This is a genomic window from Variovorax davisae (assembly GCF_030316845.1).
Lineage (GTDB): Bacteria > Pseudomonadota > Gammaproteobacteria > Burkholderiales > Burkholderiaceae_C > Variovorax > Variovorax davisae.
This window is the reverse complement of sequence record NZ_JASZYS010000005.1, coordinates 418124-443707: the sequence shown is the minus strand read 5'-3', so window position 1 is coordinate 443707 and position 25584 is coordinate 418124. Positions and strand designations below refer to the sequence as shown.

General features: G+C 67.2%; 25 protein-coding genes and 1 pseudogene. 11 read left to right on the top strand and 15 right to left on the bottom strand.

All coding sequences use genetic code 11. The features are described from left to right. The 6 genes and pseudogenes from QTI33_RS14940 to QTI33_RS14915 all read left to right on the top strand — a co-directional run. Window positions 1-131 (top strand): annotated as a pseudogene (locus QTI33_RS14940) (electron transfer flavoprotein subunit alpha/FixB family protein); the annotation flags it as partial. A 145-nt stretch (window positions 132-276) separates the two neighbouring features. Beyond that, window positions 277-837, top strand: a complete 561-nt coding sequence (locus QTI33_RS14935) for a TRAP transporter small permease (RefSeq protein WP_286506840.1) — start codon at window positions 277-279, stop codon at window positions 835-837. Further along, a complete protein-coding gene (locus QTI33_RS14930; RefSeq protein ID WP_286506839.1) occupies window positions 834-2132 on the top strand; it encodes a TRAP transporter large permease in 1299 nt (432 codons plus the stop codon). Before QTI33_RS14935 ends, QTI33_RS14930 begins: the two co-directional genes overlap by 4 nt. Before the next feature lie 31 nt (window positions 2133-2163). After that, on the top strand, window positions 2164-3198 hold the full coding sequence (locus QTI33_RS14925; RefSeq protein WP_286506838.1) for a DctP family TRAP transporter solute-binding subunit: 1035 nt from the start codon (window positions 2164-2166) through the stop codon (window positions 3196-3198). 149 nt (window positions 3199-3347) lie between these two features. Next, a complete protein-coding gene (locus tag QTI33_RS14920; protein WP_286506837.1) occupies window positions 3348-4412 on the top strand; it encodes a PDDEXK nuclease domain-containing protein in 1065 nt (354 codons plus the stop codon). A gap of 59 nt (window positions 4413-4471) precedes the next feature. Next, window positions 4472-5101, top strand: a complete 630-nt coding sequence (locus tag QTI33_RS14915; RefSeq protein WP_286506836.1) for a nucleotidyltransferase family protein — start codon at window positions 4472-4474, stop codon at window positions 5099-5101. Here QTI33_RS14915 and QTI33_RS14910 read toward each other — a convergent pair. The 5 genes from QTI33_RS14910 to QTI33_RS14890 form a co-directional block, all read right to left on the bottom strand. Further along, window positions 5037-5774, bottom strand: coding sequence for an amino acid ABC transporter ATP-binding protein (locus QTI33_RS14910; protein WP_286506855.1), 738 nt, complete (start codon window positions 5772-5774; stop codon window positions 5037-5039). The genes QTI33_RS14915 and QTI33_RS14910 overlap by 65 nt on opposite strands. 30 nt (window positions 5775-5804) lie before the next feature. Then, on the bottom strand, window positions 5805-6470 hold the full coding sequence (locus QTI33_RS14905; protein ID WP_286506835.1) for an amino acid ABC transporter permease: 666 nt from the start codon (window positions 6468-6470) through the stop codon (window positions 5805-5807). A gap of 1 nt (window position 6471) precedes the next feature. Further along, window positions 6472-7200: an amino acid ABC transporter permease gene (locus tag QTI33_RS14900; protein ID WP_286506834.1), complete on the bottom strand. Its 729-nt coding sequence runs from the start codon at window positions 7198-7200 to the stop codon at window positions 6472-6474. An 89-nt stretch (window positions 7201-7289) separates the two neighbouring features. Beyond that, window positions 7290-8192 carry a transporter substrate-binding domain-containing protein gene (locus QTI33_RS14895; RefSeq protein ID WP_286506833.1) on the bottom strand — a complete coding sequence of 301 codons (903 nt, stop codon included), beginning with the start codon at window positions 8190-8192 and terminating at the stop codon, window positions 7290-7292. A 253-nt stretch (window positions 8193-8445) separates the two neighbouring features. Further along, window positions 8446-9396, bottom strand: a complete 951-nt coding sequence (locus QTI33_RS14890; RefSeq protein ID WP_286506832.1) for a LysR substrate-binding domain-containing protein — start codon at window positions 9394-9396, stop codon at window positions 8446-8448. Between the two features lie 58 nt (window positions 9397-9454). On the opposite strand from QTI33_RS14890, the gene QTI33_RS14885 reads away from it, so the two are divergent. Next, a complete protein-coding gene (locus QTI33_RS14885; protein WP_286506831.1) occupies window positions 9455-10912 on the top strand; it encodes an amidase in 1458 nt (485 codons plus the stop codon). A gap of 9 nt (window positions 10913-10921) precedes the next feature. Here QTI33_RS14885 and QTI33_RS14880 read toward each other — a convergent pair whose 3' ends face one another. Together QTI33_RS14880 and QTI33_RS14875 are read right to left on the bottom strand one after the other, a co-directional pair. Further along, window positions 10922-11866: a 2-hydroxyacid dehydrogenase gene (locus QTI33_RS14880; protein WP_286506830.1), complete on the bottom strand. Its 945-nt coding sequence runs from the start codon at window positions 11864-11866 to the stop codon at window positions 10922-10924. A 35-nt stretch (window positions 11867-11901) separates the two neighbouring features. Continuing rightward, the gene (locus tag QTI33_RS14875) at window positions 11902-13734 is read right to left on the bottom strand and encodes an ABCB family ABC transporter ATP-binding protein/permease (RefSeq protein WP_286506829.1); all 1833 of its coding nucleotides are present in this window, start codon (window positions 13732-13734) and stop codon (window positions 11902-11904) included. Between the two features lie 62 nt (window positions 13735-13796). On the opposite strand from QTI33_RS14875, the gene QTI33_RS14870 reads away from it, so the two are divergent. Beyond that, window positions 13797-14219 carry an acyl-CoA thioesterase gene (locus QTI33_RS14870; protein WP_286506828.1) on the top strand — a complete coding sequence of 141 codons (423 nt, stop codon included), beginning with the start codon at window positions 13797-13799 and terminating at the stop codon, window positions 14217-14219. 19 nt (window positions 14220-14238) lie between these two features. Here QTI33_RS14870 and QTI33_RS14865 read toward each other — a convergent pair whose 3' ends face one another. The 8 genes from QTI33_RS14865 to QTI33_RS14830 form a co-directional block, all read right to left on the bottom strand. Further along, window positions 14239-15003, bottom strand: a complete 765-nt coding sequence (locus QTI33_RS14865) for an enoyl-CoA hydratase (RefSeq protein ID WP_286506827.1) — start codon at window positions 15001-15003, stop codon at window positions 14239-14241. A 56-nt stretch (window positions 15004-15059) separates the two neighbouring features. After that, entirely contained in the window at window positions 15060-15653 is a 594-nt protein-coding gene (locus QTI33_RS14860) for a 2-hydroxychromene-2-carboxylate isomerase (protein WP_286506826.1), read from the bottom strand. A gap of 42 nt (window positions 15654-15695) precedes the next feature. Then, complete coding sequence (locus tag QTI33_RS14855) at window positions 15696-16526, bottom strand: acyl-CoA thioesterase (RefSeq protein ID WP_286506825.1); 831 nt, start codon at window positions 16524-16526, stop codon at window positions 15696-15698. A 76-nt stretch (window positions 16527-16602) separates the two neighbouring features. Continuing rightward, a complete protein-coding gene (locus QTI33_RS14850; RefSeq protein WP_286506824.1) occupies window positions 16603-17802 on the bottom strand; it encodes an acetyl-CoA C-acyltransferase in 1200 nt (399 codons plus the stop codon). Window positions 17803-17813: 11 nt separating this feature from the next. Further along, window positions 17814-20213, bottom strand: a complete 2400-nt coding sequence (locus tag QTI33_RS14845) for a 3-hydroxyacyl-CoA dehydrogenase/enoyl-CoA hydratase family protein (RefSeq protein ID WP_286506823.1) — start codon at window positions 20211-20213, stop codon at window positions 17814-17816. 33 nt (window positions 20214-20246) lie between these two features. Further along, window positions 20247-20681, bottom strand: a complete 435-nt coding sequence (locus tag QTI33_RS14840) for a DUF2147 domain-containing protein (protein WP_286506822.1) — start codon at window positions 20679-20681, stop codon at window positions 20247-20249. Between the two features lie 5 nt (window positions 20682-20686). Beyond that, a complete protein-coding gene (locus QTI33_RS14835) occupies window positions 20687-22483 on the bottom strand; it encodes an acyl-CoA dehydrogenase C-terminal domain-containing protein (RefSeq protein ID WP_286506821.1) in 1797 nt (598 codons plus the stop codon). Window positions 22484-22547: 64 nt separating this feature from the next. Beyond that, window positions 22548-23225 (bottom strand): TetR/AcrR family transcriptional regulator, encoded by a 678-nt coding sequence (locus tag QTI33_RS14830; protein ID WP_286506820.1) that lies wholly within the window; start codon window positions 23223-23225, stop codon window positions 22548-22550. Window positions 23226-23519: 294 nt separating this feature from the next. Between QTI33_RS14830 and QTI33_RS14825 the strand changes: the two genes are divergently transcribed. The 3 genes from QTI33_RS14825 (at window position 23520) to QTI33_RS14815 (ending at window position 25516) form a co-directional block, all read left to right on the top strand. Continuing rightward, a complete protein-coding gene (locus QTI33_RS14825; RefSeq protein ID WP_286506819.1) occupies window positions 23520-23777 on the top strand; it encodes a response regulator in 258 nt (85 codons plus the stop codon). 857 nt (window positions 23778-24634) lie between these two features. Next, window positions 24635-24973, top strand: coding sequence for a hypothetical protein (locus QTI33_RS14820; protein ID WP_286506818.1), 339 nt, complete (start codon window positions 24635-24637; stop codon window positions 24971-24973). Between the two features lie 102 nt (window positions 24974-25075). Continuing rightward, on the top strand, window positions 25076-25516 hold the full coding sequence (locus QTI33_RS14815) for a ribonuclease HI family protein (protein ID WP_286506817.1): 441 nt from the start codon (window positions 25076-25078) through the stop codon (window positions 25514-25516). Window positions 25517-25584: the final 68 nt, after the last annotated feature.

Sequence of the window (25584 nt, the reverse complement as noted above, 5' to 3'; positions counted from 1 at the left end):
CGGGCATGAAGGACTCCAAGGTGATCGTGGCGATCAACAAGGACGAGGAGGCGCCGATCTTCTCGGTGGCCGACTACGGCCTGGTCGCCGACCTGTTCACGGCCGTGCCGGAACTGGTCAAGACCCTCTGAACCGGGGCGGCAGCTAAGGAAACCCCCGATATGGAAATGGTCATGGATCGTTACGATCCCTGGCTGCTTCCCTGTCGAGGTGTACGGACCGCGTCCCGGCGTCCGCCCGGTGACACGACGTGGCCTCACCTTCCTGCTCCCCCCGATGACCTCTCCCACCGAATCCGGCCCCGTGCTGGATGCCGCCAGCCCCCTCCCCCCTGAAATCGAAGCCGCCGACGAACCGACCCGCGTTCCGCTCGCGATCGAGGACTGGGCCACCGTGCTCATCATGGGCCTGCTGGCCTGCATCACCTTCGCCAACGTGCTGGTGCGCTACTTCACCGACTCGTCCTTCGCCTGGACCGAGGAGTTCTCGGTCTTCCTGATGATCCTGCTGGCGCTGGTGGCGGGCTCCGCGGCGGTGGCGCGCGACCGCCACATCCGCATCGAATACTTCGCCGAGAGCGGCAGCATGGCGCGCCGCAAGCGCCTGGCGCAGTTCGGCGCGATCACGGTCGCCCTGCTGTTCCTGCTGATCGGCGCGCTCAGCGTGCGCGTGGTGTGGGACGACTATCGATTCGAAGAGACCTCGCCCGGCATCGGCGTGCCGCAGTGGTGGTATTCGGTCTGGCTGCCGATCGTTTCCTTCGCGATCGCGCTGCGGGCCCTGGGCCTGTTCATCCGCCGCGGCCGCAAGACCACCTACGGGGATTCGCAGCGATGATCCCCACGCTGCTCTTCGTCGCCTTCGTGGCGATGATGCTGGTCGGCGTCCCGATCGGCGCCGCGCTCGGCCTCGCCGGCGCCGCCTGCATCGCGCTCGCCAACGCCGACGCCCAGTGGTTCGGCCTGCTGGCCGTGCCGCAGAACTTCTACGCCGGCCTCGGCAAGTACCCCCTGCTCGCGATCCCGATGTTCGTGCTGGTGGGCTCGATCTTCGACCGCTCGGGCGTGGCGCTGCGCCTGGTCAACTTCGCGATCGCGATCGTCGGCCGTGGCCCCGGCATGCTGCCGCTGGTGGCGATCGTGGTGGCGATGTTCCTCGGCGGCATCTCGGGCTCGGGCCCGGCCAATGCCGCCGCGGTCGGCGCGGTGATGATCACCGCCATGTCGCGTGCCGGCTATCCGGCTGCCTACTCGGCCAGCGTGGTCGGCGCCGCCGCCGCCACCGACATCCTGATCCCGCCCTCGGTCGCCTTCATCGTCTACTCGGTGCTGGTCCCCGGTGCTTCCGTGCCGGCGCTGTTCGCCGCCGGCATGATCCCCGGCATCCTGGCCGGCGTGGCGCTGATCGTCCCGGCCGTCTGGCTGGCCCGCAAGAACAAGATGGGCGCGCTCGAATCCAGCCTGCCGCGCCCGCCCTTCTGGAAGAGCTTCCGCGAGGCCACCTGGGGCCTGGCGGCGCCGGTGCTGATCTTGGGCGGCATGCGCGCCGGCCTCTTCACGCCGACCGAGGCGGCCGTGGTGGCGGTGTTCTACGGGCTCTTCGTCGGCATGGCGATCCACCGCACGATCAAGGTCCGCGACCTGTTCGTGATCCTGCGCGAATCGGGCGAGCTGTCGGCCGTGATCCTGCTGGTGGTGTCGCTGGCGGGCATCTTCGCCTACTCGCTGTCGACCCTCGGCGTGATCGATCCGGTGACCCGGGCCATCGTCAATTCGGGGCTCGGCGAGTACGGCGTGCTGTCGCTGCTGATCCTGCTGCTGATCACGGTCGGCATGTTCCTCGACGGCGTCTCGATCTTCCTGATCTTCGTGCCGCTGCTGTGGCCGATCGTGCAGTACTACAAGTGGGACCCGGTGTGGTTCGGCGTCATCCTCACGCTCAAGGTCGCGCTGGGCCAGTTCACGCCGCCGCTGGCCGTCAACCTCATGGTCTCCTGCCGCATCGCCAACGTGCGCATGGAAGAGACCGTGCGCTGGGTCGGCTGGATGCTGTTCGCGATGTTCCTCGTGATGGTGGCCGTGATCATCTGGCCCGAGCTCGCGCTATGGCTGCCCCGCAAGCTCGGCTACTGACTTTCCGATTCATTCCCAAAGGAGACTGTCCATGAAATTCCGTCGTTCCCTGCTCGGCCTGCTGGCCGTCGCTGCCACGCTGGGCGGCTTCTCGGTGGCCGCGACCGCCCAGAGCTACAAGGCCGAATACAAGATGTCGCTGGTGCTGGGTCCGCCCACGCCCTGGGGCGAGGCCGGCCGGATCTGGGCCGACCTGGTCAAGGAGCGCACCCAGGGCCGCATCAACATCAAGCTGTACCCGGGGGTGTCGCTGATCCAGGGTGACCAGACGCGCGAATTCAGCGCGCTGCGCCAGGGCGTGATCGACATGGCGGTCGGCTCGACCATCAACTGGTCGCCGCAGGTCAAGCAGCTCAACCTGTTCTCGATGCCTTTCCTGATGCCCGACTACGCGGCGGTGGACGCTCTCACGCAGGGCCCGGTCGGCAAGGACATCTTCGCCACGCTCGACAAGGCCGGCGTGGTGCCGCTGGCCTGGGGCGAGAACGGCTTCCGCGAAGTGACCAACTCGAAGAAGCCGATCAAGACGCCCGAAGACCTGAAGGGCATGAAGGTCCGCGTCGTCGGCTCGCCGATCTACTCCGACATGTTCAGCGCCCTGGGCGCCAACCCGACCCAGATGAGCTGGGCCGACGCCCAGCCCGCGCTCGCCAGCGGCGCGGTCGACGGCCAGGAGAACCCGCTGTTCCTGTTCACGGTGCTGAAGATGCACACCGTGGGCCAGAAGTTCGTGACCACCTGGGGCTATGTCTGCGATCCGCTGGTGTTCGTGGTCAACAAGGACATCTGGGCTTCGTGGACGCCGGCCGACCAGGCCATCGTGCGCCAGGCCGCGCTCGATGCCGGCAAGCAGGAGATCGCCATTGCCCGCAAGGTCCTGGTCGAGCCCGGCAAGCCGGTGCTCAAGGACATCGCCGGCATGGGCGTGACCGTGACCCAGCTGACGCCCGACGAGCGCGAAGCCTTCGTCAAGGCCACCCGGCCGGTGTACGACAAGTGGAAGAACACCGTCGGCGCCGACCTGGTGGCCAAGGCCGAGAAGGCGGTGGCGGCGCGGCCGAAGTAGGCTCGCCTTGCGGCGATGGACCCAGCCCCGCGATGCGGGGCTTTTTTCATCCCTTTCGCGCCCATTGGAAAGAAAGAGCGCTCCCCATCTCGACACCGTCCCTTGGCTGGCTCGCCTATGCTTTTGCGAACAATGACAAGGGAGGGGAAGTGTCGCCATCATCCATCGCATCGCCCGAAGTACCTTCGGCGCTGCTGGGAGACATTCAGGATCTGATCGAGGCAGCACGGCAACGCGCCGCCTCGGCGGCCAATGCAGAACTGACCCTGTTGTTCTGGCGCATTGGCCACCGCATCCATTCAGAGGTCCTGGCCGGCCAGCGGGCTGGGTACGGCGAGGGGATCCTGCCCATCCTGGCCACGCAGCTGGTCCGCGACCATGGGCGCGGGTTCGGGGAAAAAAACCTGCGCCGGATGATCAAGTTCGCCATCACCTTCCAGGATGGATCGATTGTCGCGACGCTGTCGCGACAATTGAGCTGGTCGCATTTCGTCCTGCTGCTGGCCCAGAAGGACCCGCATCAGCGCGACTACTACGCGCAGATGGCCAGCGCCGAGCGCTGGAGCGTGCGCACGCTGCGCGAGCGCATCGACTCGATGCTGTACGAGCGCACGGCGCTGTCCAGCAAGCCGGATGCGCTGATCGCCCAGGAACTGGCAAGGATGCGCGATGCGCAGCACCTGTCGCCAAGCCTGCTCATGCGCGACCCGTACATTCTCGACTTCCTGGGCTTGCGCGACACTTGGCAGGAAGGCGACCTGGAGGCCGCGATCATCCGCGAAATGGAGTCCTTCCTGCTGGAACTGGGTGTTGGCTTCAGCTTCGTCGCCCGCCAGAAGCGCATCCAGATCGATGACGACGATTTCCATCTGGACCTCCTGTTCTACAACCGCAAGCTGCGGCGGTTGGTGGCCGTCGAACTGAAGGTCGGCGAGTTCAAGGCGGCCTACAAGGGGCAGATGGAACTGTATCTGCGCTGGCTCGACAAGCACGAACGGGAGCCGGAGGAAGCCTCACCTCTGGGCATCATCCTCTGCACCGGCAAGAAGTCCGAGCAGATGGAGTTGCTGGAACTGCACAAGTCCGGCATCCACGTCGCCGAATATCTGACGACACTGCCGCCGCGTTCCATGCTGATGAATCGGCTGCAACAAGCGAGGCAGCGAGCCCAGTGGCAGATCGATCAGCGCCAAGCGGGAAAGGCGCAGCGCTGACCACACCAGGCGTTCCTCAAAGCCGCTCGCCCGATGGCACCATGACAATGATCCACACCATGCAAGCCCGCTTCCTCGCCGACGTCCTCCGCAACCGCCACAACCGCGCGATTCTCGAACGCTGGCCCGCGCTGGCCCTTCCGGATGGATGGCTGGTCGCCGGCTGCCTGTTCCAGACGGTGTGGAACCTGCAGGCGGGCCGCGCGCCGGAGGCGGACATCAAGGACTATGACCTGTTCTACTTCGATGCCTCGGACACCACGGCGGCGGGTGAACAGGGCGTGCAGGCGCTCGTCGACGAGGTGCTGGCAGACCTCGGCGTCACCGTCGAAGCGTCGAACCAGGCACGCGTCCACCTCTGGTACGAAGCACATTTCGGTCAGCCCTGCGCTGCGCTGCACAGCGCGAAGGACGGCATCGATCGCTTTCTGGTGCCGGCCACCTGCGTCGGCATCCGGCCCGCCGAGCTCTACGCCCCGAACGGGCTGCAGCTGCTCTACGACGGGCGGCTGACGATGAACCCGCTGACGCCGCACCGCGAGCTGTTCGAGCGCAAGGCCGGGTCCTACCGCGCGCGCTGGCCCTGGCTTCGGATCGGGCTGCTCGACAGCGACCCGCCCGAGCCTAGTGCTGCAGGATCTTGTTCAGGAAGTCCTTGGTCCGCGGCTGCCGATTCTCGGGGTGCGTGAAGAACTCCTCCTTCGAGCAGTCCTCCAGGATGCGGCCGCCGACGTCGATGAAAATCACGCGGCTCGCCACCTTGCGCGCGAAGCCCATCTCGTGCGTGACCACCATCATGGTCATGCCTTCCTTGGCCAGCGACACCATCACGTCGAGCACCTCGCCGACCATCTCGGGGTCGAGCGCGGAGGTGGGCTCGTCGAACAGCATCACGATCGGGTCCATGCTGAGCGCGCGGGCGATCGCCACGCGCTGCTGCTGGCCGCCCGACAGCTGGCCCGGGAACTTGTCCTTGTGCGCCATCAGGCCCACGCGGTCGAGCATCTTGAGGCCGCGCGTCTTGGCTTCGTCGGCGCTGCGGCCCAGCACCTTGATCTGCGCGATCGTGAGGTTCTCGGTCACCGACAGGTGCGGGAACAGCTCGAAGTGCTGGAACACCATGCCGACCTTGGAGCGCAGCTTCGGCAGGTTGGTCTTGGGGTCGTGCAGCGGAATGCCGTTGACCGTGATCTCGCCCTTCTGGAAGGGCTCGAGCGCGTTCACGGTCTTGATGAGCGTGGACTTGCCCGAGCCCGAGGGGCCACAGACCACCACCACGTCGCCCTTGGAGATGCTGACGGAGCAGTCGTTGAGCACCTGCACCGGGCCATACCACTTGGAAACGTTCTTGATTTCAATCATTTTGTCGGACATTCGGTTTGCTCCTTCAGCTCAGCGGATGATGGCGATCTTCTTGTGCAGCCGCTTCACGAGCCATGAAAGCGAGTAGCACAGGACAAAATAGACGACAGCGGCCAGCAGGTAGGCCTCTTCGGGCCGGCCGAAGTTCTTGCCCGCGGTGTCGAAGCCCTTGAACAGGTCGTAGGCGCCGATGGCGTAGACCAGCGAGGTGTCCTGGAACAGGATGATGGTCTGGGTCAGCAACACCGGCAGCATGTTGCGGAAGGCCTGCGGCAGGATCACCAGCTTCATGTTCTGGCCGTAGGTCATGCCCACCGCCTGCCCCGCGAACACCTGTCCGCGCGGGATCGACTGGATGCCCGCGCGCATGATCTCGCTGAAGTAAGCCGCCTCGAAGGCGATGAAGGTGATGACGGCCGAGTACTCGGGCCCGATCGGCCGGCCGATGATGTTGGGCACCAGCAGGAAGAACCACAGGATCACCATCACCAGCGGGATGCTGCGCATGCCGTTGACGTAGATCGCCGCCGGCACGTCGAGCCACTTCTTGCCCGACAGCCGCATCAGCGCCAGGATGGTGCCGAAGAAGATGCCGCCCAGCGTCGCCACCACCGTGAGGAACAGGCTGAAGTAGAGGCCCTTGAGCAGGAAGCTGCTGACGACGGCCCAGTTGAAGAACGTGAGGTCGAGATTCATGTCAGTGTCCTCCGCCGCCGGTTCCGGCCACGACGAAGCCCGGCACGCGGACCCTCTTCTCGACCCAGGCCATGATGCGGTTGATGACCATCGCCGAGATCACGTAGAGCACGGTCACGGCCATGTACATCTCGGTCACGCGCGAGGTCTCCTCGCCGGCCTGCATCGCGAACTGGATCATTTCCGGAATCGACACCGCGAACGCGACCGACGAATTCTTGAAGATGTTCATCGACTCGCTGGTGAGCGGCGGGATGATGATGCGGTAGGCCATCGGCAGGATCACGTAGCGGTAGTACTGCGGCGTGGTGAAGCCCACCGCCATGCCCGCGTAGCGCTGGCCCTTGGGCAGGGCCTGGATGCCGGAGCGCAGCTGCTCGGCGATCCGGGCCGAGGTGAAGAAGCCGAGCGCGAACACCACGAGGATGAAGGGCGGCAGCCCGGCCATGACCGGGAAAATCTTCGGCACCACGTGGTACCACAGGAAGATCTGGACCAGCAGCGGCACGTTGCGGAACAGCTCGACCCAGGCATTGCCGAAGCGCACCAGCCAGGGGCTGTCGGGCAGCGTGCGGATCACGCCGATCAGCGAGCCCAGCAGCAGCGCCACGACCAGCGAGCACAAGGACACCGACACCGTCCAGCCCCAGGCCGACACCAGCCACTGCCAATAGGTCGGTATCTTGCCGCCCGGATCTTCCAGGAAGACCTGCCAATCCCATTTTCCCATTTGAACTCCTCGATGATTGTTGGAGGCCTCTCACAAAACAAACGCCCGCCGGAAAAGGCGGGCGTTGGTTCACGCATCAGCCCGCGCGCTTACTTCTTGACGTAGTCTTCCATCGGCTTGTTGTTGGGGTTGGCCCAAGCAGCCTTGGTGGCTTCCGACAGCGGCAGGCCGACCTTGGTGTTGGTCGGCGGGATCGGCTGCATGAACCACTTGTCGTAGAGCTTGGCCAGCGAGCCGTCCGCGATCTGGCGCTTGATGCTGTCGTCGACCGACTTCAGGAAGGCCGGGTCGTCCTTGCGCAGCATGCAGGCGATCGGCTCGACCGACAGCGCGTCGCCGACGATCTTGAAGTCGGCCGGGGCCTTCGACTTGGCGATGTTGCCGGCCAGGATCTGGCCGTCCATCACGAAGGCATCGGCACGGCCCGATTCGAGCAGCAGGAAGCTGTCGGCGTGGTCCTTGCCCATGACTTCCTTGAAGTCGATGCCCTGGGCGCGCTCGTTCTTGCGCAGGGTCTGGACCGAGGTCGTGCCGGTGGTCGTGACCACGTTCTTGCCGTTGAGGTCCTTGATCGAGTTGATGCCCGAATTGGCCTTGACCGCGATGCGGACTTCCTCGACGTAGGTGGTGATGGCGAAGGCGACGTCCTTCTGGCGCGTGGCGTTGTTGGTGGTCGAGCCGCATTCGAGGTCGACGGTGCCGTTCTGCACCAGCGGCACGCGGTTCTGCGAGGTCACCAGCTGGCGCTTGATGTCGAGCTTGGGCAGGCCGAGCTGCTTCTGGATGTCGGCCAGGATGCGTTCCGACATCTCGGTGTGGAAGCCGACGTACTTGCCGTCGCCGATGGTGTAGGCCAGCGCGCCGGACGAGTCGCGCACGCCCATCGTCACGGCACCGCTGGACTTGATCTTGGCCAGCGTGTCGCCGGCCTGTGCGAAGGCTCCTCCTGCGGCGAGGGCCATCACGGCCAGCGCCAATACCTGCTTCTTCATACTTGACTCCTGAGACTGAGAGAAAGACTCGAAATTCTAGACGCCCGCATTCTGCGCCATACCCGGACCAACCCGGTGCGGGATGCACCTTGCAAGGGCGCCTCGATTCGCGAACACCTTCTTCAAAGCAGCCTTTGTGCCCGAAAAAAACGTGAGGCGGACTTTAGTCACACTTGCGGCGGTCGCCCAATGCCGAATGCGGTGGTCGGCATGTCGGCGCGTCATAGTTTGTGCAGTGCACAAATCGACGGCGTCAGCCTGAACCCTGGGCCTGAACCAGATACGCCCACAGCGCATCCGCGGCGCCCTTGCCGACGCGCCCGGCGCTCTTCGAGGCCGGGGTGCCGGGGCGCTCCCGGTAGGCCCGGATCTCCATCGTGGCGTCGAGCCGGTCGATCTCGGGCGGCAGGGCGCTGACCAGGGTGCGGGCGCGGACCTCCTTGCGCACCGCGCTCTGCGGCAGGAAGGCGATGCCATGGCCTTCGAGCGCCATCACCTTGAGGCCTTCGGCCATGTCGGTCTCGTAGACCCGGTCGAGATGGATCGCGGTGCCGGACTGCTTGAGCAGCTGGTCGACCACGCGTCCGAGGTAGGCGCCCGGCGCGTAGCCCAGATAGGGCAGCGGCTGGCCGGCCCTGCCGGGCAGGCGGTAGCGCGGCGCGCCTTCGGCATCGGGCTTGACCCAGGGCGCGACCACCTCCTCGCCCAGGCTCACCATCTCGTAGCGGTTGGCGTCGAGCGGCAGCGGTTGCGAGGCATGGTGGTAGGCGATCAGGACGTCGCAGCTGCCTTCGACCAGGCGCAGCACCGCGTCGTGCACGTTCAGCGCGATGAGCCGGCTCTTCATCGGCCCGAACTGCTCGCGCAGGCTGGTGATCCAGGCCGGGAAGAAGGTGAAGGCGAGCGTGTGCGGGATCGCGAACTCGATCACGTCCTGCGCCACCGCCGAATGCCCGCGCAGCATGGCCCGCGTGCTCTGCAGCGCCTGCAGCATCTCGATCGCCTGGCCGTAGAGCGTCTGGCCGGCCGGCGTCAGGCGGGTGGGATAGGAGCTGCGGTCGACCAGGTCGGTGCCGGCCCAGCCCTCCAGGGCCTGGATGCGGCGCGAGAAGGCCGGCTGCGTCACGTGGCGCAGCTGGGCCGAGCGGCTGAAGCTGCGGGTCTCGGCCAGGCTGACGAAGTCTTCGAGCCACTTGGTTTCCATCCGGCGATTATGCGAGGCTGCGACATACTGGTGCACCCTCACCGATCCCGCGACCGCCATGAACGCCGCCGACCTTCTCGCCCTCGATGCCACCCGCCTGTCGCAGCTGATCGCCCGGCGCGAACTGTCCTGCCGCGAGCTGATGGGCGCCACGCTGGCGCGCATCGAGGCGCTCAACCCGCGCTTCAACGCGATCGTCTCGCTGCGCGAACCGCAGCAGCTGCTCGACGAGGCCGGCGAGCGCGACGCCCAGCTCGCGCGCGGTGAGCGCCAGGGCTGGATGCACGGCTTCCCGCTGGCGGTCAAGGACCTGAGCCACGCCGCCGGCCTGCCGACCTCGATGGGATCGCCGATCGCGCCGCGCACGCCCGCGCGCAGCGACAGCCTTCACGTGGCCCGCATGCGCAGCGCCGGCGCGATCGTCATCGGCAAGACCAACACGCCCGAGTTCGGGCTCGGCTCGCACACCTACAACACGGTCTTCGGCACCACGCTCAATGCCTACGACCCGCGGCTGAGCGCCGGCGGCAGCAGCGGCGGCGCGGCGGTGGCGCTGGCCCTCGGCATGCTGCCGGTGGCCGACGGCAGCGACATGGGCGGCTCGCTGCGCAACCCCGCCGCCTTCAACAACGTGATCGGTTTCAGGCCCTCGCGCGGCCGGGTGCCGGGCGCGCCCGAAGACGATCTGTTCCTGCAGCAGCTCGGCACCGAGGGGCCGATGGCGCGCACGGTCGAGGATGCCGCGCGCCTGCTCGCGGTACAGGCGGGCTTCGATCCGCGCCTGCCACTGTCGCTGGAAGGCGCCCTGCCCTCGCCCGATGCGCTGCGGCTGGACGGCGAGCCCAAGGGACTGCGCATCGGCTGGCTCGGCAGCCTCTGGCCCGAACTGCCGCTGGCGCCGGGCGTGCGCGAGTTGTGCGAGAGCGCGCTGCAGACCTTCCGCGACCTCGGCTGCGAGGTCGAGCCGTGCCAGCTCGCGGTGCCGCGCGAACAGAACTGGACCGCCTGGCTGCGCCTGCGCCAGCTGCTGGTCGGCGGCAAACTCGGCGCCGCCACCGCCGATCCGGCCCTGCGCGGCCAGCTCAAGCCCGAGGCGCGCTGGGAGATCGAGCAGAGCCAGTTGCTCGACGCCGCGGCGCTGTACCAGGCGTCGGTCTACCGTTCCAACGTCTACCGGGCATTCCTGAGGGCCTTCGAACGGTTCGACTTCGTGGTGGCGCCGACGGCGCAGGTCTTTCCCTTCGACGCGACCCTGACCTGGCCCAGGTCGGTCGGCGGCGTGGAGAGCGACACCTACCACCGCTGGATGGAGATCGTCACGCCTTTCACGCTGGCCGGCCTGCCGACGCTCAATGTGCGGGCGGGATTCAACGGCGAGGGGCTGCCGATGGGGCTGCAGCTCGCGGGACCGGCGCATGCGGACATGGCGGTGCTGCGGCTGGGGCATGCGTATGACCTGGCCTGCGGCTGGGGGGCGGTTCAACCGCCGGTGCTGGGGTCGCCCTCGCCAGCATAGACAAGACGCTCAGATGGCCGACACCACCCCACGCCCCGAAAAGTGCCCCTCGGCATTCGCCAGGAATCGATCGAGCGACGCCTGCGTCGCCTCCGGCGACCAGCCCGCCATGTGCGGCGTCAGCAGCACGTTGTCGAGCCCGACCAGCGGTGCGGGCGGCAGCGGCTCGCTCTCGTAGACATCGAGCCCGGCGCCTGCGAGCCGGCCTTCGCGCAGGGCCGCGGCGAGCGCCTCGGTGTCGACCACGCTGCCGCGCGAGATGTTGACCAGGAAGCCCTGCGGCCCCAGCGCGTCGAGGACGGCGGCGTTCACCAGGTGCCGCGTGCCGGCGCCGCCCGGCGTCGCGACCACCAGGATGTCGGCCCATTCGGCCAGCGCCAGCACGCTGTCGAAATAGCGGTGCGCCGCGCCCTCGCGCGGCTTGCGGTTGTGATAGCCGATCGCCATGTCGAAGCCCGCCGCGCGCCGGGCGATCTTCTGGCCGATGGTGCCCAGCCCCACGATGCCCAGGCGCTTGCCGGAGACGTTGGGCGGATGCGGGATCGTCTCGCGCCGCACGCCTTCGCGGCACAGCCGGTCGAGCGTGCGGATGTGGCGCATGGCGCCGATCAGCAGGCCGAAGGCATGGTCGGCCACGCAGTCGTCGTTGGTGCCCGCGCCGTTCGCGAGCGCGATGCCGCGCGCCCGCGCCGCCTCCAGCGCCACGCCCTCGTAGCCCGCGCCCATGCAGCACACCAGCTCCAGCTTCGGCATCGCGGCGATCTCCGCGGCCGTGAGACCGATCGAGCCGATCGTCAGCACCGCGCGGAAGCGCCCGCCCTGGGCGGCGATCAGTTCATCGCGCTGGGCCGGCGTCGGCACCGGCAGATAGGTCACGTCGTAGACCGCGGCGATCTGCGCCTGGTGGGCTTGCGACAGGCTGTTGAGGACCAACAGGGGGATCTTCTCGGACATTCTCGGCTTGCTCCTGGATCAAGGAAAAAGGGGGTTCACAGAACGGGCTCGGCCTCGAGCCTCTGCAGGCGCCACATCTGGGCGTACTTGCCCTGGCTTTCCAGCAACTGCGCATGCGTGCCGCGCTCGACGATCACGCCGCCCTCGAGCACCAGGATCTCGTGCGCGTCGACCACCGTCGAGAGGCGGTGCGCGATCACCAGCGTGGTCTTGTTGCGCGCCGCGCTCTTGAGCTCGGACTGGATCGCCCGCTCGTTGGCCGAATCCAGCGCCGAGGTGGCCTCGTCGAAGATCACGATCGGCGGGTTCTTGAGCAAGGTGCGCGCGATCGCCACCCGCTGCTTCTCGCCGCCCGAAAGCTTGAGCCCGCGCTCGCCGACCATGGTCTCGTAGCCCTTGGGCGTGTGGGCGATGAAGTCGTGGATGCGCGCCGCCCGCGCGGCCTCCTCGACTTCTTCCCGGCTGGCGCCCGGACGGCCATAGGCGATGTTGTATTCGACCGTGTCGTTGAACAGCACCGTGTCCTGCGGCACGATGCCGATCGCCTGCCGGACGCTGGCCTGCGTGACCTGCCGGATGTCCTCGCCGCCGATCGTGATGCGGCCCTGCTGGACGTCGTAGAAGCGGTAGAGCAGGCGCGCCAGCGTCGACTTGCCCGAGCCCGACGGCCCGACCACGGCCACGGTCTTGCCGGCCGGGATCTCGAAGCTCACGTGCTTCAGGATCGGCCGCGCCGCCTCGTAGGCGAAATTGACGTCCTCGAAGCGCACCGTCGAATCATGGCCCGCCAGCGGCCGGGCCTGCGGCGCGTCGCGCACCTCGCGCTCCTTCTCGAGCAGGACGAACATCTTGTCGAGGTCGGTCAGGCTCTGCTTGATCTCGCGGTAGATCACGCCCAGGAAATTGAGCGGGATGTAGAGCTGGATCATGAAGGCATTGACCATCACCAGGTCGCCCAGCGTCATGTGGCCGTCGACCACGCCCTGCGTGGCCCGGTAGAGCATGGCGACCAGGCTGACCGCGATCAGGCATTGCTGGCCCGCGTTCAGCATGCTGAGCGTGGTCTGGCTCTTGACCGCGGCCTTGCGGTAGCGCTCCAGGCTGGCGTCATAGCGGCCGGCCTCGAAGCCCTCGTTGTTGAAGTACTTGACCGTCTCGTAGTTGAGCAGCGAATCGACCGCGCGGCTCTGCGCCACCGAGTCGAGCTCGTTCATGGTCTTGCGGAACTGGGTCCGCCACTCGGTCACGGTGACGGTGAAGCCGATGTAGACCACCAGCGCCGCCAGCGTGATCCAGACGAAGCCCGAATCGAACTTCACGCCCAGGATGGTCAGCACCAGCGTCAGCTCGATGATCGTCGGCACGATGCTGTAGAGCGACATCGAGATCAGCGAATGCACGCCCCGCGTGCCGCGCTCGATGTCGCGCGTCATGCCGCCGGTCTGGCGTTCCAGGTGGAAGCGCAGGCTCAGCGCATGCAGGTGCTGGAACACCTCCAGCGAGATGCTGCGCGCCGCGCCCTCGGTGGCCTTGGCGAAGACCAGTTCGCGCAGCTCGTTGAAGACCGCGGTCGACAGCCGCAGCAGCCCGTAGGCGACCAGCAGCCCCACCGGCACCACCAGCAGCGCCGCGGCGCTGCCGGGCTTGATCGACATCGCGTCGACCAGGTTCTTGAGCAGGATCGGCACGCCGACGTTCGCCACCTTGGCCCCGACCATGAAGGCCAAGGCCGCCATGACGCGCCATTTGTAACGCCAGAGGTACGGAAACAGCCGCCGCAGCGTGGCCCAGTCGGATCGGTCGCTGCGGGCGGGCGTGTCCGCCGAGGAGGAGTGGGGAGAGGAAAGTGCTTCGCCGCTGCGGCGCATGGGAGACAATCGTGGGCTGTTGTTTTCAGAAGGGTCTGACGACCCGACCCCAGATTGTGCCCATGTCCGCAGATTCCAGCGCCAACCTCACCGCCACCCTCAAGAGCCTGCCGGCCGACATGGAGCTGGTGCTCAAGGTGATCCCGATGCCGGCCGACTGCAACGCCAATGGCGACATCTTCGGCGGCTGGGTCATGGCCCAGTGCGACCTGGCCGGCTCGGTGATCCCGGCGCGCCACGCCAAGGGCCGGATGGCGACCGTGGCGGTCAACGAATTCATCTTCAAGCAGCCGGTGCGGCTGGGCGACGTCCTGTCGTTCTACTCGAAGCTGGTGCGCATCGGCCGCACCTCGATCACGGTGCTGGTCGAGGTGTTCGCCGAGCGCCTGCGGGCCCAGGGCGAATACATCAAGGTGACCGAAGCCACCTTCACCTACGTGGCGATAGACGACGACGGCCGCCCCAGGCCGATCGAAAAGGCCTGACCGCGGCCTCGGGGGTCGCTTAGACCTTCGAGAAGTCGGGCTTGCGCTTTTCCATGAAGGCCGTGAAGGCCTCGCGCGCCGCCGGTTCGCGCAGCATGCGGCCGAAGCTCTGGCCCTCCTCGCCCATGCGCTCCAGCAGCGCGGGCTGCTGCGACTTCTTCATCAGGCGCTTGGTCTCGATCAGGGCGCTCAGCGGCTTGGCCGCCAGCTTGCGGGCCTGCGCCTGGGCGATGGCATTGGCTTCGGTCGGCGGCACCACGCGGTTGACCAGGCCGACTTCGAGCGCCGCCTCGGCCATGAAGGGCTCGCCCAGCAGCAGCGCCTCGGCCGCGCGGTGGTAGCCGAACATCTGCGGCACCAGCAGGCTGGACGCCGCCTCGGGGCACAGGCCCAGGTTCACGAAGGGCATCGAGAAGGCCGCGTTGTCGCCAGCGTAGACCAGGTCGCAGTGGAACAGCATCGTGGTGCCGATGCCCACCGCCGGGCCGCAGACCGCCGCCACGATCGGCTTCGGAAAGGTGGCGATGCCGCGCAGGAAGCGGAACACCGGCGACTCCTGGGTCGACGGCGGCTGGTTGAGGAAGTCGCCGATGTCGTTGCCGGCGCTGAAGATCGTGGCGTCGCCCTGGATCAGCACCGCGCGCACGGCGCCGTCCTGTTCGGCCCGGGCCAGCGCGTCGGCCAGTTCGCCGTACATCGCGCTGGTGATCGAGTTCTTCTTGTCGAGGCGGTTGAAGGTCAGTGTCATCACACCGGCTTCGGTGTGGACGAGGATGTCGCTCATGGGAGGGTCCTTGGAAAAAAACGAGGGATCGGGCCGCCGCCGGGCGGGGCCCACGGTCAGGCCAGGGCTTCTCGAACGAAATCGAGCCGGTCCTGGCCCCAGAACATCTGGTCGCCGACGAACATGGTCGGCGCGCCGAAGATGCCGCGCTGCACGGCCTCCTCGGTGTTGGCCTTGAGCCGGTCCTTGACCTCCTGCGCGTTGGCCAACGCCAGCAGCTGGCCGGCGTCGAACCCGGCCGCCTGCAGCATGGCGGCGACCGTGGCGGGGTCGTTGAGGTTCTGCGGCTCGACCCACATCGCGTGGTAGACGGCATCGACATAGGCGCGGAAGCGCTCGGGCTCGCGCATCTGCAGGCCGGTGGCGCCGCGCATCAGCAGCAGCGTGTTGATCGGGAAGTTCGGGTTGTGCCTGAAGGGCACGCCATAGCGGGCGGCGAAGCGCTTCAGGTCGGCATTCATGTAGGGCCGCTTGGCCGGCACCTCGGCCGGCGAGCGGTTGCCGGTGGCCTGGAACACGCCGCCCAGCAGCATCGGCTTCCAGACCAGCGCGGCGCCGGTGTCGGCGCACAGGTGCGGCAGCTGCGTGTAGGCGAGGTAGGCCGCGGGGCTGCCGAAGTCGAAATAGAAATCGACGGATCTCGTTGTCATGCGCGTCTCCTTGTCGTTCTCTTCATTGTCGCGGCAGCGCACTCATTCCTTGAAATAGACGATCTGGTTGCTGGTGGCCAGCAAGGCGCCGGCCTCGCTCCAGAGCTGCGCCGCCTGGTCGAAGTAGCCGTTGCGGAACTGCTGCCCGGTGGCGCGGCCCAGCAGGTAGCCGGTGCCGACCCCGGCCAGCAGCGCGCCGTCGGTGTGGAAATAGGTCGTGATCGACACGGTGCCGATCGGCACCGGCTTGGCGCGCCGCAGCCAGACGCGCGGGTAGAAGGTGTCGCTGAGGGCCATCAGGGCCGCGAAGTCGAGCGGGCGGGGTTCGGCGTCGCGGATCCACATGCGTGTCTCGCTGGCCTCGCCGCTGCCGTCCCATTCGGTCGGGATCGAGCCGATGATCGGCCGCATCTCGTAGCGGCCGAGCCAGGCGGCCCGGGCCGGCCCGATGCTCGCGCGCTCGACCCCCGCCGGCGGCGGTGCCTCGGGCATCGGCAGGTCGCTGGTGCCCCAGGTCTCGCGCCGGACGGCGGTGACCGCGGTGCCGGTGGTGGTCACGTGCGGCCTGCCGTCGGCGCCCGCCTGCGACATCTGGATCGTCCAGTGCTGGGTCGATCGGTTGGTGCGCACCGGCACGGCGAGCACCTCGAAGGCGCCCTCGCCGACCGCAGCCGCGTAGTTCACCGTGACGGCGACCGGCTCGCCACGCAGGTCCGGGTGCCGCAGCACGGCCTGCAGCATCACGGCGGCGGTCGTGCCGCCGAAGGGGCCGACCATGTTCCAGTAGTCCGGGCTCGTGGCACCGGTGAAGCACCCCGCCTGGATGTCGCTGTGCGCCAGGTCGAGGGCCTTGTCGAGGGGGTGTGTCTTCATGGGCGCAGTGTGCCTCCGTGGTGGCCGGTCTTGCAGTCGTGTGCGGGACGTCCGCGCTCCATGAAAACCCGCGCCCTCAGACGCGCTCGAAGATCCCCGCCGCGCCCTGCCCCATGCCCACGCACATCGTGACCATGCCGTACTTGAGCTTCTTGCGCTGCAGCGCATGAATCACGGTGGCCGAGCGGATCGCGCCCGTGGCGCCCAGCGGATGGCCCAGCGCGATCGCGCCGCCCATCGGATTGACCTTGGCCGGATCGAGCCCCAGCGTGTTGATCACCGCCAGCGACTGCGCCGCGAAGGCCTCGTTGAGCTCGATCCAGTCGATCGCGTCCTGCGTCAGGCCGGCATAGCGCAGGGCCGCCGGAATCGCCTCGATCGGGCCGATGCCCATGATGTGCGGCGGCACGCCCTTGCTGGCGAAGCTCACGAAGCGCGCCAGCGGCTTCAGGTCGTACTGCTTGCAGGCCTTTTCGCTGGCGATGATCAGCGCGCCGGCGCCGTCGGAGGTCTGCGAGCTGTTGCCGGCCGTGACCGAGCCCCGGGCCGCGAACACGGTGCGCAGCTTGGCCAGGCCTTCGAGCGTGGTGTCGGGACGCGCGCCCTCGTCGAGGCTGACGATGCGGCTCCTGGCCTTCGATTCGCCGGTGGCGAGGTCGGGCGTGCGGTCGGTGACTTCGATCGGCGTGATCTCGTCGGCGAACTCGCCGGCCTGCTGCGCCGCCAGCGCGCGGCGGTGCGATTCGAGCGCGAAGGCGTCCTGCGCCTCGCGGCTGACCTTCCACTGCTGCGCCACTTTTTCGGCCGTCAGGCCCATGCCGTAGGCGATGCCAACGTCGCCTTCGCGCTCGAAGATCGAGGGCGACAGCGAGGGCGAGTTGCCCATCATCGGCACCATGCTCATGCTCTCGACGCCGGCGGCGATCATCACTTCGGCCTCGCCGACACGGATGCGGTCGGCCGCCATCTGCACCGCCGAGAGGCCCGAGGCGCAGAAGCGGTTGACCGTGATGCCGCCGATGCTGGTGGGCAGGCCGGCGAGCACGGCGCCGATGCGCGCCACGTTCAGGCCCTGCTGCGATTCGGGGATCGCGCAGCCGCAGATGATGTCCTCGATGGCCTTCGGATCGAGCCCGGGCACGGCCGCCAGCGCCGCCTTCAGCGTGGTCGCGAGCAGGTCGTCGGGGCGGTAGTTGCGGAAGTAGCCGCGGTGCGACTTGCCGATCGGCGTGCGGGTGGCGGAGACGATGTAGGCGTCTTGTACTTGCTTGCTCATGGTGTCGGTCCTTAGTTGCGCACGGGCTTGCCGGTGCTGAGCATCCCCATGATTCGCTCTTGCGTCTTGGGATGCACGATGAGCGAGCAGAAGGCCTTGCGCTCCAGCGTCATCAAATACTCTTCGGTCACCAGCGAGCCGGCGTCGATGTCGCCACCGGTCACCACTTCGGCGATCAGGCTCGCGATGTGGAAGTCGTGGGCGCTGATGAAGCCGCCGTCGCGCATGTTGACCAGCTGGCCCTTGATGGTGGCGGCGCCGCTTCGGCCCGCGACCTTGAATTGGCGGCGCAGCGGCGGGCGCCAGCCGGCGTCGGCCATCGCCTTGGCCTGCTGCAAGGCCACGTACAGCAGCTCGTCCTTGTTCGGCACCACGACATCGCTGTCGAGCAGGTAGCCGAGCTTCTTCGATTCGAGCGCGCTGGTGCCGACCTTGGCCATGGCCGCGGCGGTGAAGCCTTCGGTCAGGAAAGGCAGCAGGTCGCTGCCGGTCGATGTGGCCGCGTTCTCGGCCGCGCGGCGCGCGATGTAGGTCAGGCCGCCTGCGCCGGGGATCAGGCCGACGCCGACTTCCACCAGGCCGATGTAGCTTTCCATCGCGGCGACACGCTTCGCGGAATGCACCGCCAGCTCGCAGCCGCCGCCGAGCGCCATGCCGCGCACGGCCGAGACCACCGGCACGCTGGCGTAGCGGATCTTGAGCATGACGTTCTGCAGCTCCTGCTCCGCGCCCTCGACCGCGCCGATGCCGGCGACCACGAAGGCCGGCAGCATCGCCTGCAGGTCGGCGCCGACCGAGAACATCTCGTCGGGCGACCAGATCACCAGGGCCTTGTAGTCCTTCTCGGCCAGCTCGACGCCGGCCGCCAGGGCTTCGGCGACGTCCGGGCTGATGGCATGCATCTTCGAGTGGATGCTGGCGATCAGCACCTCGCCGTCCAGCGTCCAGAGGCGCACGTCGCCCTCGTCCTGGATCGTGGTGCCGGCCTGGTTGGCGTCGGGTGCATCGGCGCCGAGCACGCTCTCGGGGAACAGTTGGCGTTCATGCACCGGCAGCTTGCGGGCGGCGACGAAGGTGTTCTTCGAGGCGCTCCACGAACCCTGCGGCGTGTGGACACCGCCGGCTTCGGCCACCGGGCCTTCGAACACCCACTTCGGCAGCGGTGCGGTGGACAGCGCCTTGCCCGCATCGATGTCTTCCTGGATCCACTTCGCGACCTGCGTCCAGCCGGCTTCCTGCCAGAGCTCGAACGGGCCCTGCTTCATGCCGAAGCCCCAGCGCATCGCGAAGTCGATGTCGCGCGCGCTCTCGGCGATGGTCGCCAGGTGCACCGCGGCGTAGTGGAAGCTGTCGCGCAGGATCGCCCACAGGAACTGGCCCTGCGCGCCTTCGCTCTCGCGCAGCAGCTTCAGGCGCTGCGCCGCGGGCTTCTTGAGCATGCGGCCATAGACCTCGTCGGCCTTGTCGCCCGAGGGCACGTACTCGCCCTTGGCGAGGTCGAAGCGCAGGATGTCGCGCCCCGCCTTCTTGAAGAAGCCGGCCTTGGTCTTCTGGCCCAGGTTGCCGAGTTCGAGCAACTTGGCGAGCACCGGCGGCGTCGCGAAGTTGGCGTAGAACGGATCGCTTTTTTCGTCCAGGTTGTCCTGCAGCGTCTTGACCACGTGAGCCATGGTGTCGAGGCCCACCACGTCGGCGGTGCGGAAGGTGCCCGAGCTCGCGCGGCCGAGCTTCTTGCCCGTGAGGTCGTCCACCACGTCGGGCGTGAGGCCGAACTTCTCGACTTCCTTCAGGGTCGCCAGCATGCCGGCGATGCCGACCCGGTTGGCGATGAAGTTGGGCGTGTCGTGCGCCCGCACCACGCCCTTGCCGAGCGCGCTGGTGACGAAGGTCTCGAGCTGGTCGAGCACTTCGGGTTCGGTGGTCGGCGTGTTGATCAGCTCGACCAGGAACATGTAGCGCGGCGGATTGAAGAAGTGGATGCCGCAGAAGCGCGGCTTGAGCGCTTCGGGCAGTGCCTCGCTGAGCTTGGTGATCGACAGGCCCGAGGTGTTCGAGGCCAGGATCGCGTGCTTCGCGACGTGCGGGGCGATCTTCCGGTAGAGATCGAGCTTCCAGTCCATGCGCTCGGCGATCGCTTCGATTACCAGGTCGCATTCGCCGAGCTTGCCCAGGTCGTCTTCATAGTTGGCCTGCTCGATCAGGCCCGCGTCGGCCACGTCGGCCAGCGGCGCGGGCTTGAGCTTCTTGAGGTTGTCGATGGCGCGCATGACGATGCCGTTCTTCGGGCCTTCCTTGGCAGGAAGATCGAACAGCACGACCGGCACGCGCACGTTGACGAGGTGGGCCGCGATCTGCGCGCCCATCACGCCGGCGCCGAGCACGGCGACCTTTTTCACTTGGAATCTGGACATGGTGATTTGCTTCTTGATGTGGAACGCGCGCGCTTACTGCACGCGGTTCCAGGTTTGGGTGCGCCAGAAGGGCCCGAGGTAGCCGCGCACTTCGAGCTTCTTGCCGCCGTCGATCGGCGTGAAGCTGGCGCGGTATTCCTTGCCGTTCTCGGGGTCGAGGATCTTGCCGCCTTCCCAGACGTCCTTGCCCTCGGCCTTCTTGCCGCCGCGGATGATCTCCATCCCGGCGATCGGCTTGCCCTTGCGCTCGTCGGTGCACTCGTCGCAGGCGGCGTCGGGCTTGGCGTCCTTCTTCAGCGTCTTCTCGATGCGGCCGGCCAGCGCGCCGCCCGATTCGGCGATGCGGATCTCGGCCTTCGACTCGCCGGTCTTGTCGTCGACGCTGCGCCAGACGCCCACCGGGGTCATCTGGGCCAGGGCCGAGGCGGCCGAGGCCGCCAGGGCGATCGCTGCGAGCAGGGCTTTCATGGCGATCAGGCCAAGGCGGCGTCGGTGTTCATCAGCGGGGCGCTGCCGGCACGCGCGGTGCGCATCAGCGTCGCGGTCTCGGGGAACAGCTTGGCGAAGTAGAAGCGCGCGGTCTGCAGCTTGGCGACGTAGAACGGGTCGGTGTTGCCGGCCGCGATCTGGCGCAGCGCGGTGCGCGCCATCAGCGCGAACATGTAGCCGAACACGAAGTGGCCCGCCACGCGCAGGTAGTCCACCGCGGCGGCGCCGACCTCGTCGGGGTTCTGGAAGCCCTTGAAGCCGATCTCGGTCGTGAACTTGGTGAGCTGTTCGCCCAGCACCGCCACCGGCGTGATGAACTCGCTCATCTTCTCGTTGACGCCCTCTTCCTCGACCAGCTTGCCCACGAGCTTGCCGAACTTCTTCAGGGTCGCACCGTTGTTGCCGAGGATCTTGCGGCCCAGCAGGTCCAGCGACTGGATGGTGTTGGTACCTTCGTAGATCATGTTGATGCGGTTGTCGCGCACGAACTGCTCCATGCCCCATTCCTTGATGAAGCCGTGGCCGCCGAAGACCTGCATGCAGGCGTTGGTCGCGGTGTGGCCGTTGTCGGTCAGGAAGGCCTTCACGATCGGCGTCAGCAGGGCGACGATCTCGCCCGCGTCCTTGCGCACCTTCTCGTCCGGGTGGTTGTGCTCCTTGTCGAGCAGCAGCGTGCAGTAGATCGCCATCGCGCGGCCGCCTTCGGCGTAGGCCTTGGCGGTCATCAGCATCTTGCGCACGTCGGGGTGGACGATGATCGGATCGGCGTCCTTGTCCTTGGCCTTGACGCCCGACAGCGAGCGCATCTGGGTGCGGTCCTTGGCATAGGCCAGCGCGTTCTGGAACGCGACCTCGGTCAGGCCCAGCGACTGGTTGCCGACGCCCAGGCGGGCCGCGTTCATCATCACGAACATCGCCGCCAGGCCCTTGTTGGGCTGGCCGACCAGGGTGCCGGTGGCGCCTTCGATCACGATCTGCGCGGTCGCGTTGCCGTGGATGCCCATCTTGTGCTCGAGGCCGGCGCAGAAGATGCCGTTGCGGCTGCCCAGCGAACCGTCGGCGTTGACGTTGAACTTGGGCACGACGAACAGGCTGATCCCCTTGCTGCCCTTGGGCGCGTCCGGCAGGCGGGCCAGCACCAGGTGGATGATGTTGTCGGCCATGTCGTGCTCGCCGGCCGAGATGAAGATCTTGTTGCCGGTGATCTTGTAGCTGCCGTCGGCCTGCGGTTCGGCCTTGGTGCGCAGCAAGCCCAGGTCGGTGCCGCAATGGGGCTCGGTCAGGCACATGGTGCCGGTCCACTCGCCCGAGGTGAGCTTGGGCAGGTAGGTCTTCTTCTGCGCGTCGGTGCCGTGCGCGGCCAGGGCCTCGTAGGCGCCGTGCGACAGGCCCGGGTACATGGTCCAGGCCTGGTTGGCCGAGTTGAGCATCTCGTAGACGCACTGGTTGACCACATAGGGCAGGCCCTGGCCGCCGTAGGCCGGGTCGCAGGACAGCGCCGCCCAGCCGCCTTCGACGAACTTGGCGTAGGCGTCCTTGAAACCCTTCGGCGTCTTGACTTCGTGGGTGGTCTTGTCGAGCACGCAGCCTTCTTCGTCACCGTTGATGTTGAGCGGGAAGGTGACTTCGGAGGCGAACTTGCCGCCCTCTTCGAGGATCGCGTTGATCGTGTCCGCATCGACCTCGGCATGCTTGGGCATCGCCTTGAGTTCGTCGGTGATGTTGAACACTTCGTGCATCACGAACTGCATGTCGCGCAGGGGCGGGGTGTAGGCGGGCATCGGTGGGTCTCCGGAAAAATGAAGAGAAGAAAAAGGAAAAGCGAAATGGGGTCGACCGCGCGCCTCAGCGCACGGTCTTGAGGCGGCGGGCGGGGGCCTTGGCGGCCGGCGCGGCGTCGGTGGCGCTGCGCGCCAGGATGTTGTCGAAACCGGCATTGGCGCGGGCCAGCGAGTCGGGCGAGCGCAGGAAGCGGGCTTCGTAGTGCAGCGCGAGGATCAGCGCATGGACCTCGAAGGCGATCTGCTTGGCGTCGGCGTCGGCGCGCAGGTGGCCTTCGGTCTGGGCCTGCAGCACGGCACGGTACATCGCCGCCAGCCAAGTGTTGACCGAGTCGGCCAGGGCGTCGCGCACCGGGCCCGGCCGGTCGTCGAACTCGACCGCGCCGCTGATGTAGATGCAGCCCGAATCGATTTCGGCCGAAGTGCGCTTCATCCAGTTGGCGAACATCGCGCGCAGCCGCGGCAGGCCGCGCGGGGTGCCCATGGCGGGGTAGAACACCTCCTGCTCGAAGCGCTGGTGGTACTCGCGCACCACCGAGATCTGCAGTTCCTCGCGCGAGCCGAAGTGGGCGAAGACGCCCGACTTGCTCATCTGCGTGACCTCGGCCAGCGCCCCGATCGACAAGCCTTCGAGCCCGATCTGGGCCGCGAGATTGAGGGCCGCGTCGATGATGACGGCCTTGGTCTGCTGCCCCTTGGCAGGCGCGCGGGTAGGCTTGGCGGGGACGGCGGTATCGGACATCGGTGGGCAGGGAGGAATAAAACGAACGGTCGTGCTATTTTGCAGGAGTTCGGAGGGTTCTGGAAGTGCAAAGACCCGCGGCGGTCGCGGGTTTTTAGGGCGCTCCCGAGCACCCCACACGCCCCGCTCGCGTGCTGGCGGCAGCGCCACAAGCCGTTTCTCGATTCGCGCACGCTGCGGCGTGCCACGACGCCCTTCGCTGGGCAAGGACCCAACCTACACGCGCCGGCGATGGGTGGCGACGCCAGGGCGGCGGCCGGCGCTTATATTCCTTCGACCTCATGAAGGACTTTCGTGCCACTTTCCACCTTCCTGGTCGAGGACAGCCCCTTGATCCGGCAAACACTGATGCCGGCGATGGAAGAGTTGGTGGGTGCGCAGTTCATTGGCTCGGCGACCCGGGAAGATGCAGCGATTGCCTGGCTCGAAGCGCACCCCGACGACTGGCAACTGGCCGTGGTGGACCTGTTCCTCGAGCAGGGAACCGGGCTCGGCGTTGTCCGCCAGTGCCGCCATCGCGGCAAGAATCAACTCTGTACCTCAAGCCGTTGAACACCCGCTACCCGATCAAGCCGCTCGACGGCGCGCGCGTCATCGGTGTCGTGCGGGAGTTCACCAAGCGCTTTCGATAACCCTGAGGCCCAATGAGGGCTGGATTGGATAGATTTGGCATGCGGTGCTATATTTTCTATCCCACTCCGGCGCCCCTGCTGCGTCGAGCGAGCCACCAGGACATCAACATGACGAGCGGTCCCGACCAGCTGCGGGCCAACCTTTTGTGGGAAGCCGCCAACGAACGCTTGAGGAACACCTTCAGGCCACCGGCAGGGGCGCCCCTCGCCACGCCATCGGGTCAGTCCGAAGCCTTGAGGCTGTGCCAGGTGGCTCTCCGCGCCCTCGCGGCAGCGTACGAGATGGGTCCGTTGCCGGACGGCATCGAATCCACGCGTCCTGTTCGAACGCCAGGGCTCAGGGAGCCCGCCGAGTCACGCCTCGCGGCCGAGCCGTCGGCAAGGCCGCGCGGATAGACGCCTTCCCGTCCTGGTTCGACGCAGGTCGATGACGCCCTCGGCGGGCAGAGGCTTCGATGAAGTATTCCGAGAGCTACCGCGGCAGGACACTGACCTGCACGGTCCAGCGTCGCGGCGAGGCGATGACCTGGGAATGTCAGATCGACGGCCGACACAGATGCATGGGCGGCCCCTCGACACGCGGAGCAAGACTGCCCTCCGTGGTCTTGGCCGAGGCGGTCCATGTCGGCCGCAGCGCGATCGACTGCGAGGCACAGGGAGTGGCAGTTCCGGGAAGGCTCGAGTGAGCGCTGCGCGCGATCCCGGCCTGGCGTCGCGACGGCCGCCTGCAGCCCGCCAACGGATGTTCAACAATGAGTCATCCTGAAAGGACGCCAGATGGACCGCTTCCGTTGCCCGAGGTTGAGACTCGCCTGCACCACCGCTTTCATGCTGTTGCTTTGTGCATGCACCGCTACGCCAGCCCCCGCGCCAGCGACCCCGCCCAGCCTCGTCCATGACGCGCCCGATCCGACCAAGGTCTGCCAGGCGGACCAAGCGCCGGACGCAACCCTGGTCGGGAGAACGGAAGCCGACGCGCTGGCCATGCTCAAGGGCTGCCCCTGGCGCATCGGAGAACGGGACGGCCAGCAATTTCCCGGCACCATGGATTTCGACCCGACGCGGCGGACATTGGGAATTGCCGCCGGCAAGGTGACTTGGGTTCGGCGCGGATAGTTCGAAGATGACCGCAGGATGCAAGGCGCGGAGTCCGCAGATCGAACTCCAGGGCGCAGGGGGCGTCGTCGACCGCCAGGCGGCCATGAGCGGACATCGCACATGAACCCTTGGCTTGCGTACTGCGACGGCAGCGCCGTGCCCAACCCCGGCCGCATTGGCCTTGGAGCGGTGTTGACCGAGCCTGATGGAACGCGTCACACCCTTTCGCAAGCGGCGCATGAGAGCGGCTGCAACAACGAGGCGGAACTCAGAGCGCTGCTGGCGACGCTCCAGGAACTGAAATCGCGCGGGGCGGGCACGCTGCTCATTCACTGCGACAACAGTGTCGTTGTCGAACAGGTCGGCAGCAGCAATGCGAAGCCGATTCCCCGGCTTGCTTCCCTGTTCGATGAAGCGCGAGCACTGCTCAATTCGTTCGACCAGGCAACCCTGATGTGGATACCGCGCCATCGCAACAGTGAAGCCGATGCACTCGCTCGTGCTGCACTGGGACTTGCTGGCCATCGCCCGGTCAAACGGTTCAAGAAGCGGCGCCGGTGACCGGCAAGCCGCTACCAACGCCCTCTCGGCATTGCCAGCCTGCGATCGGGCCCGAGGAGTCCAGCGAC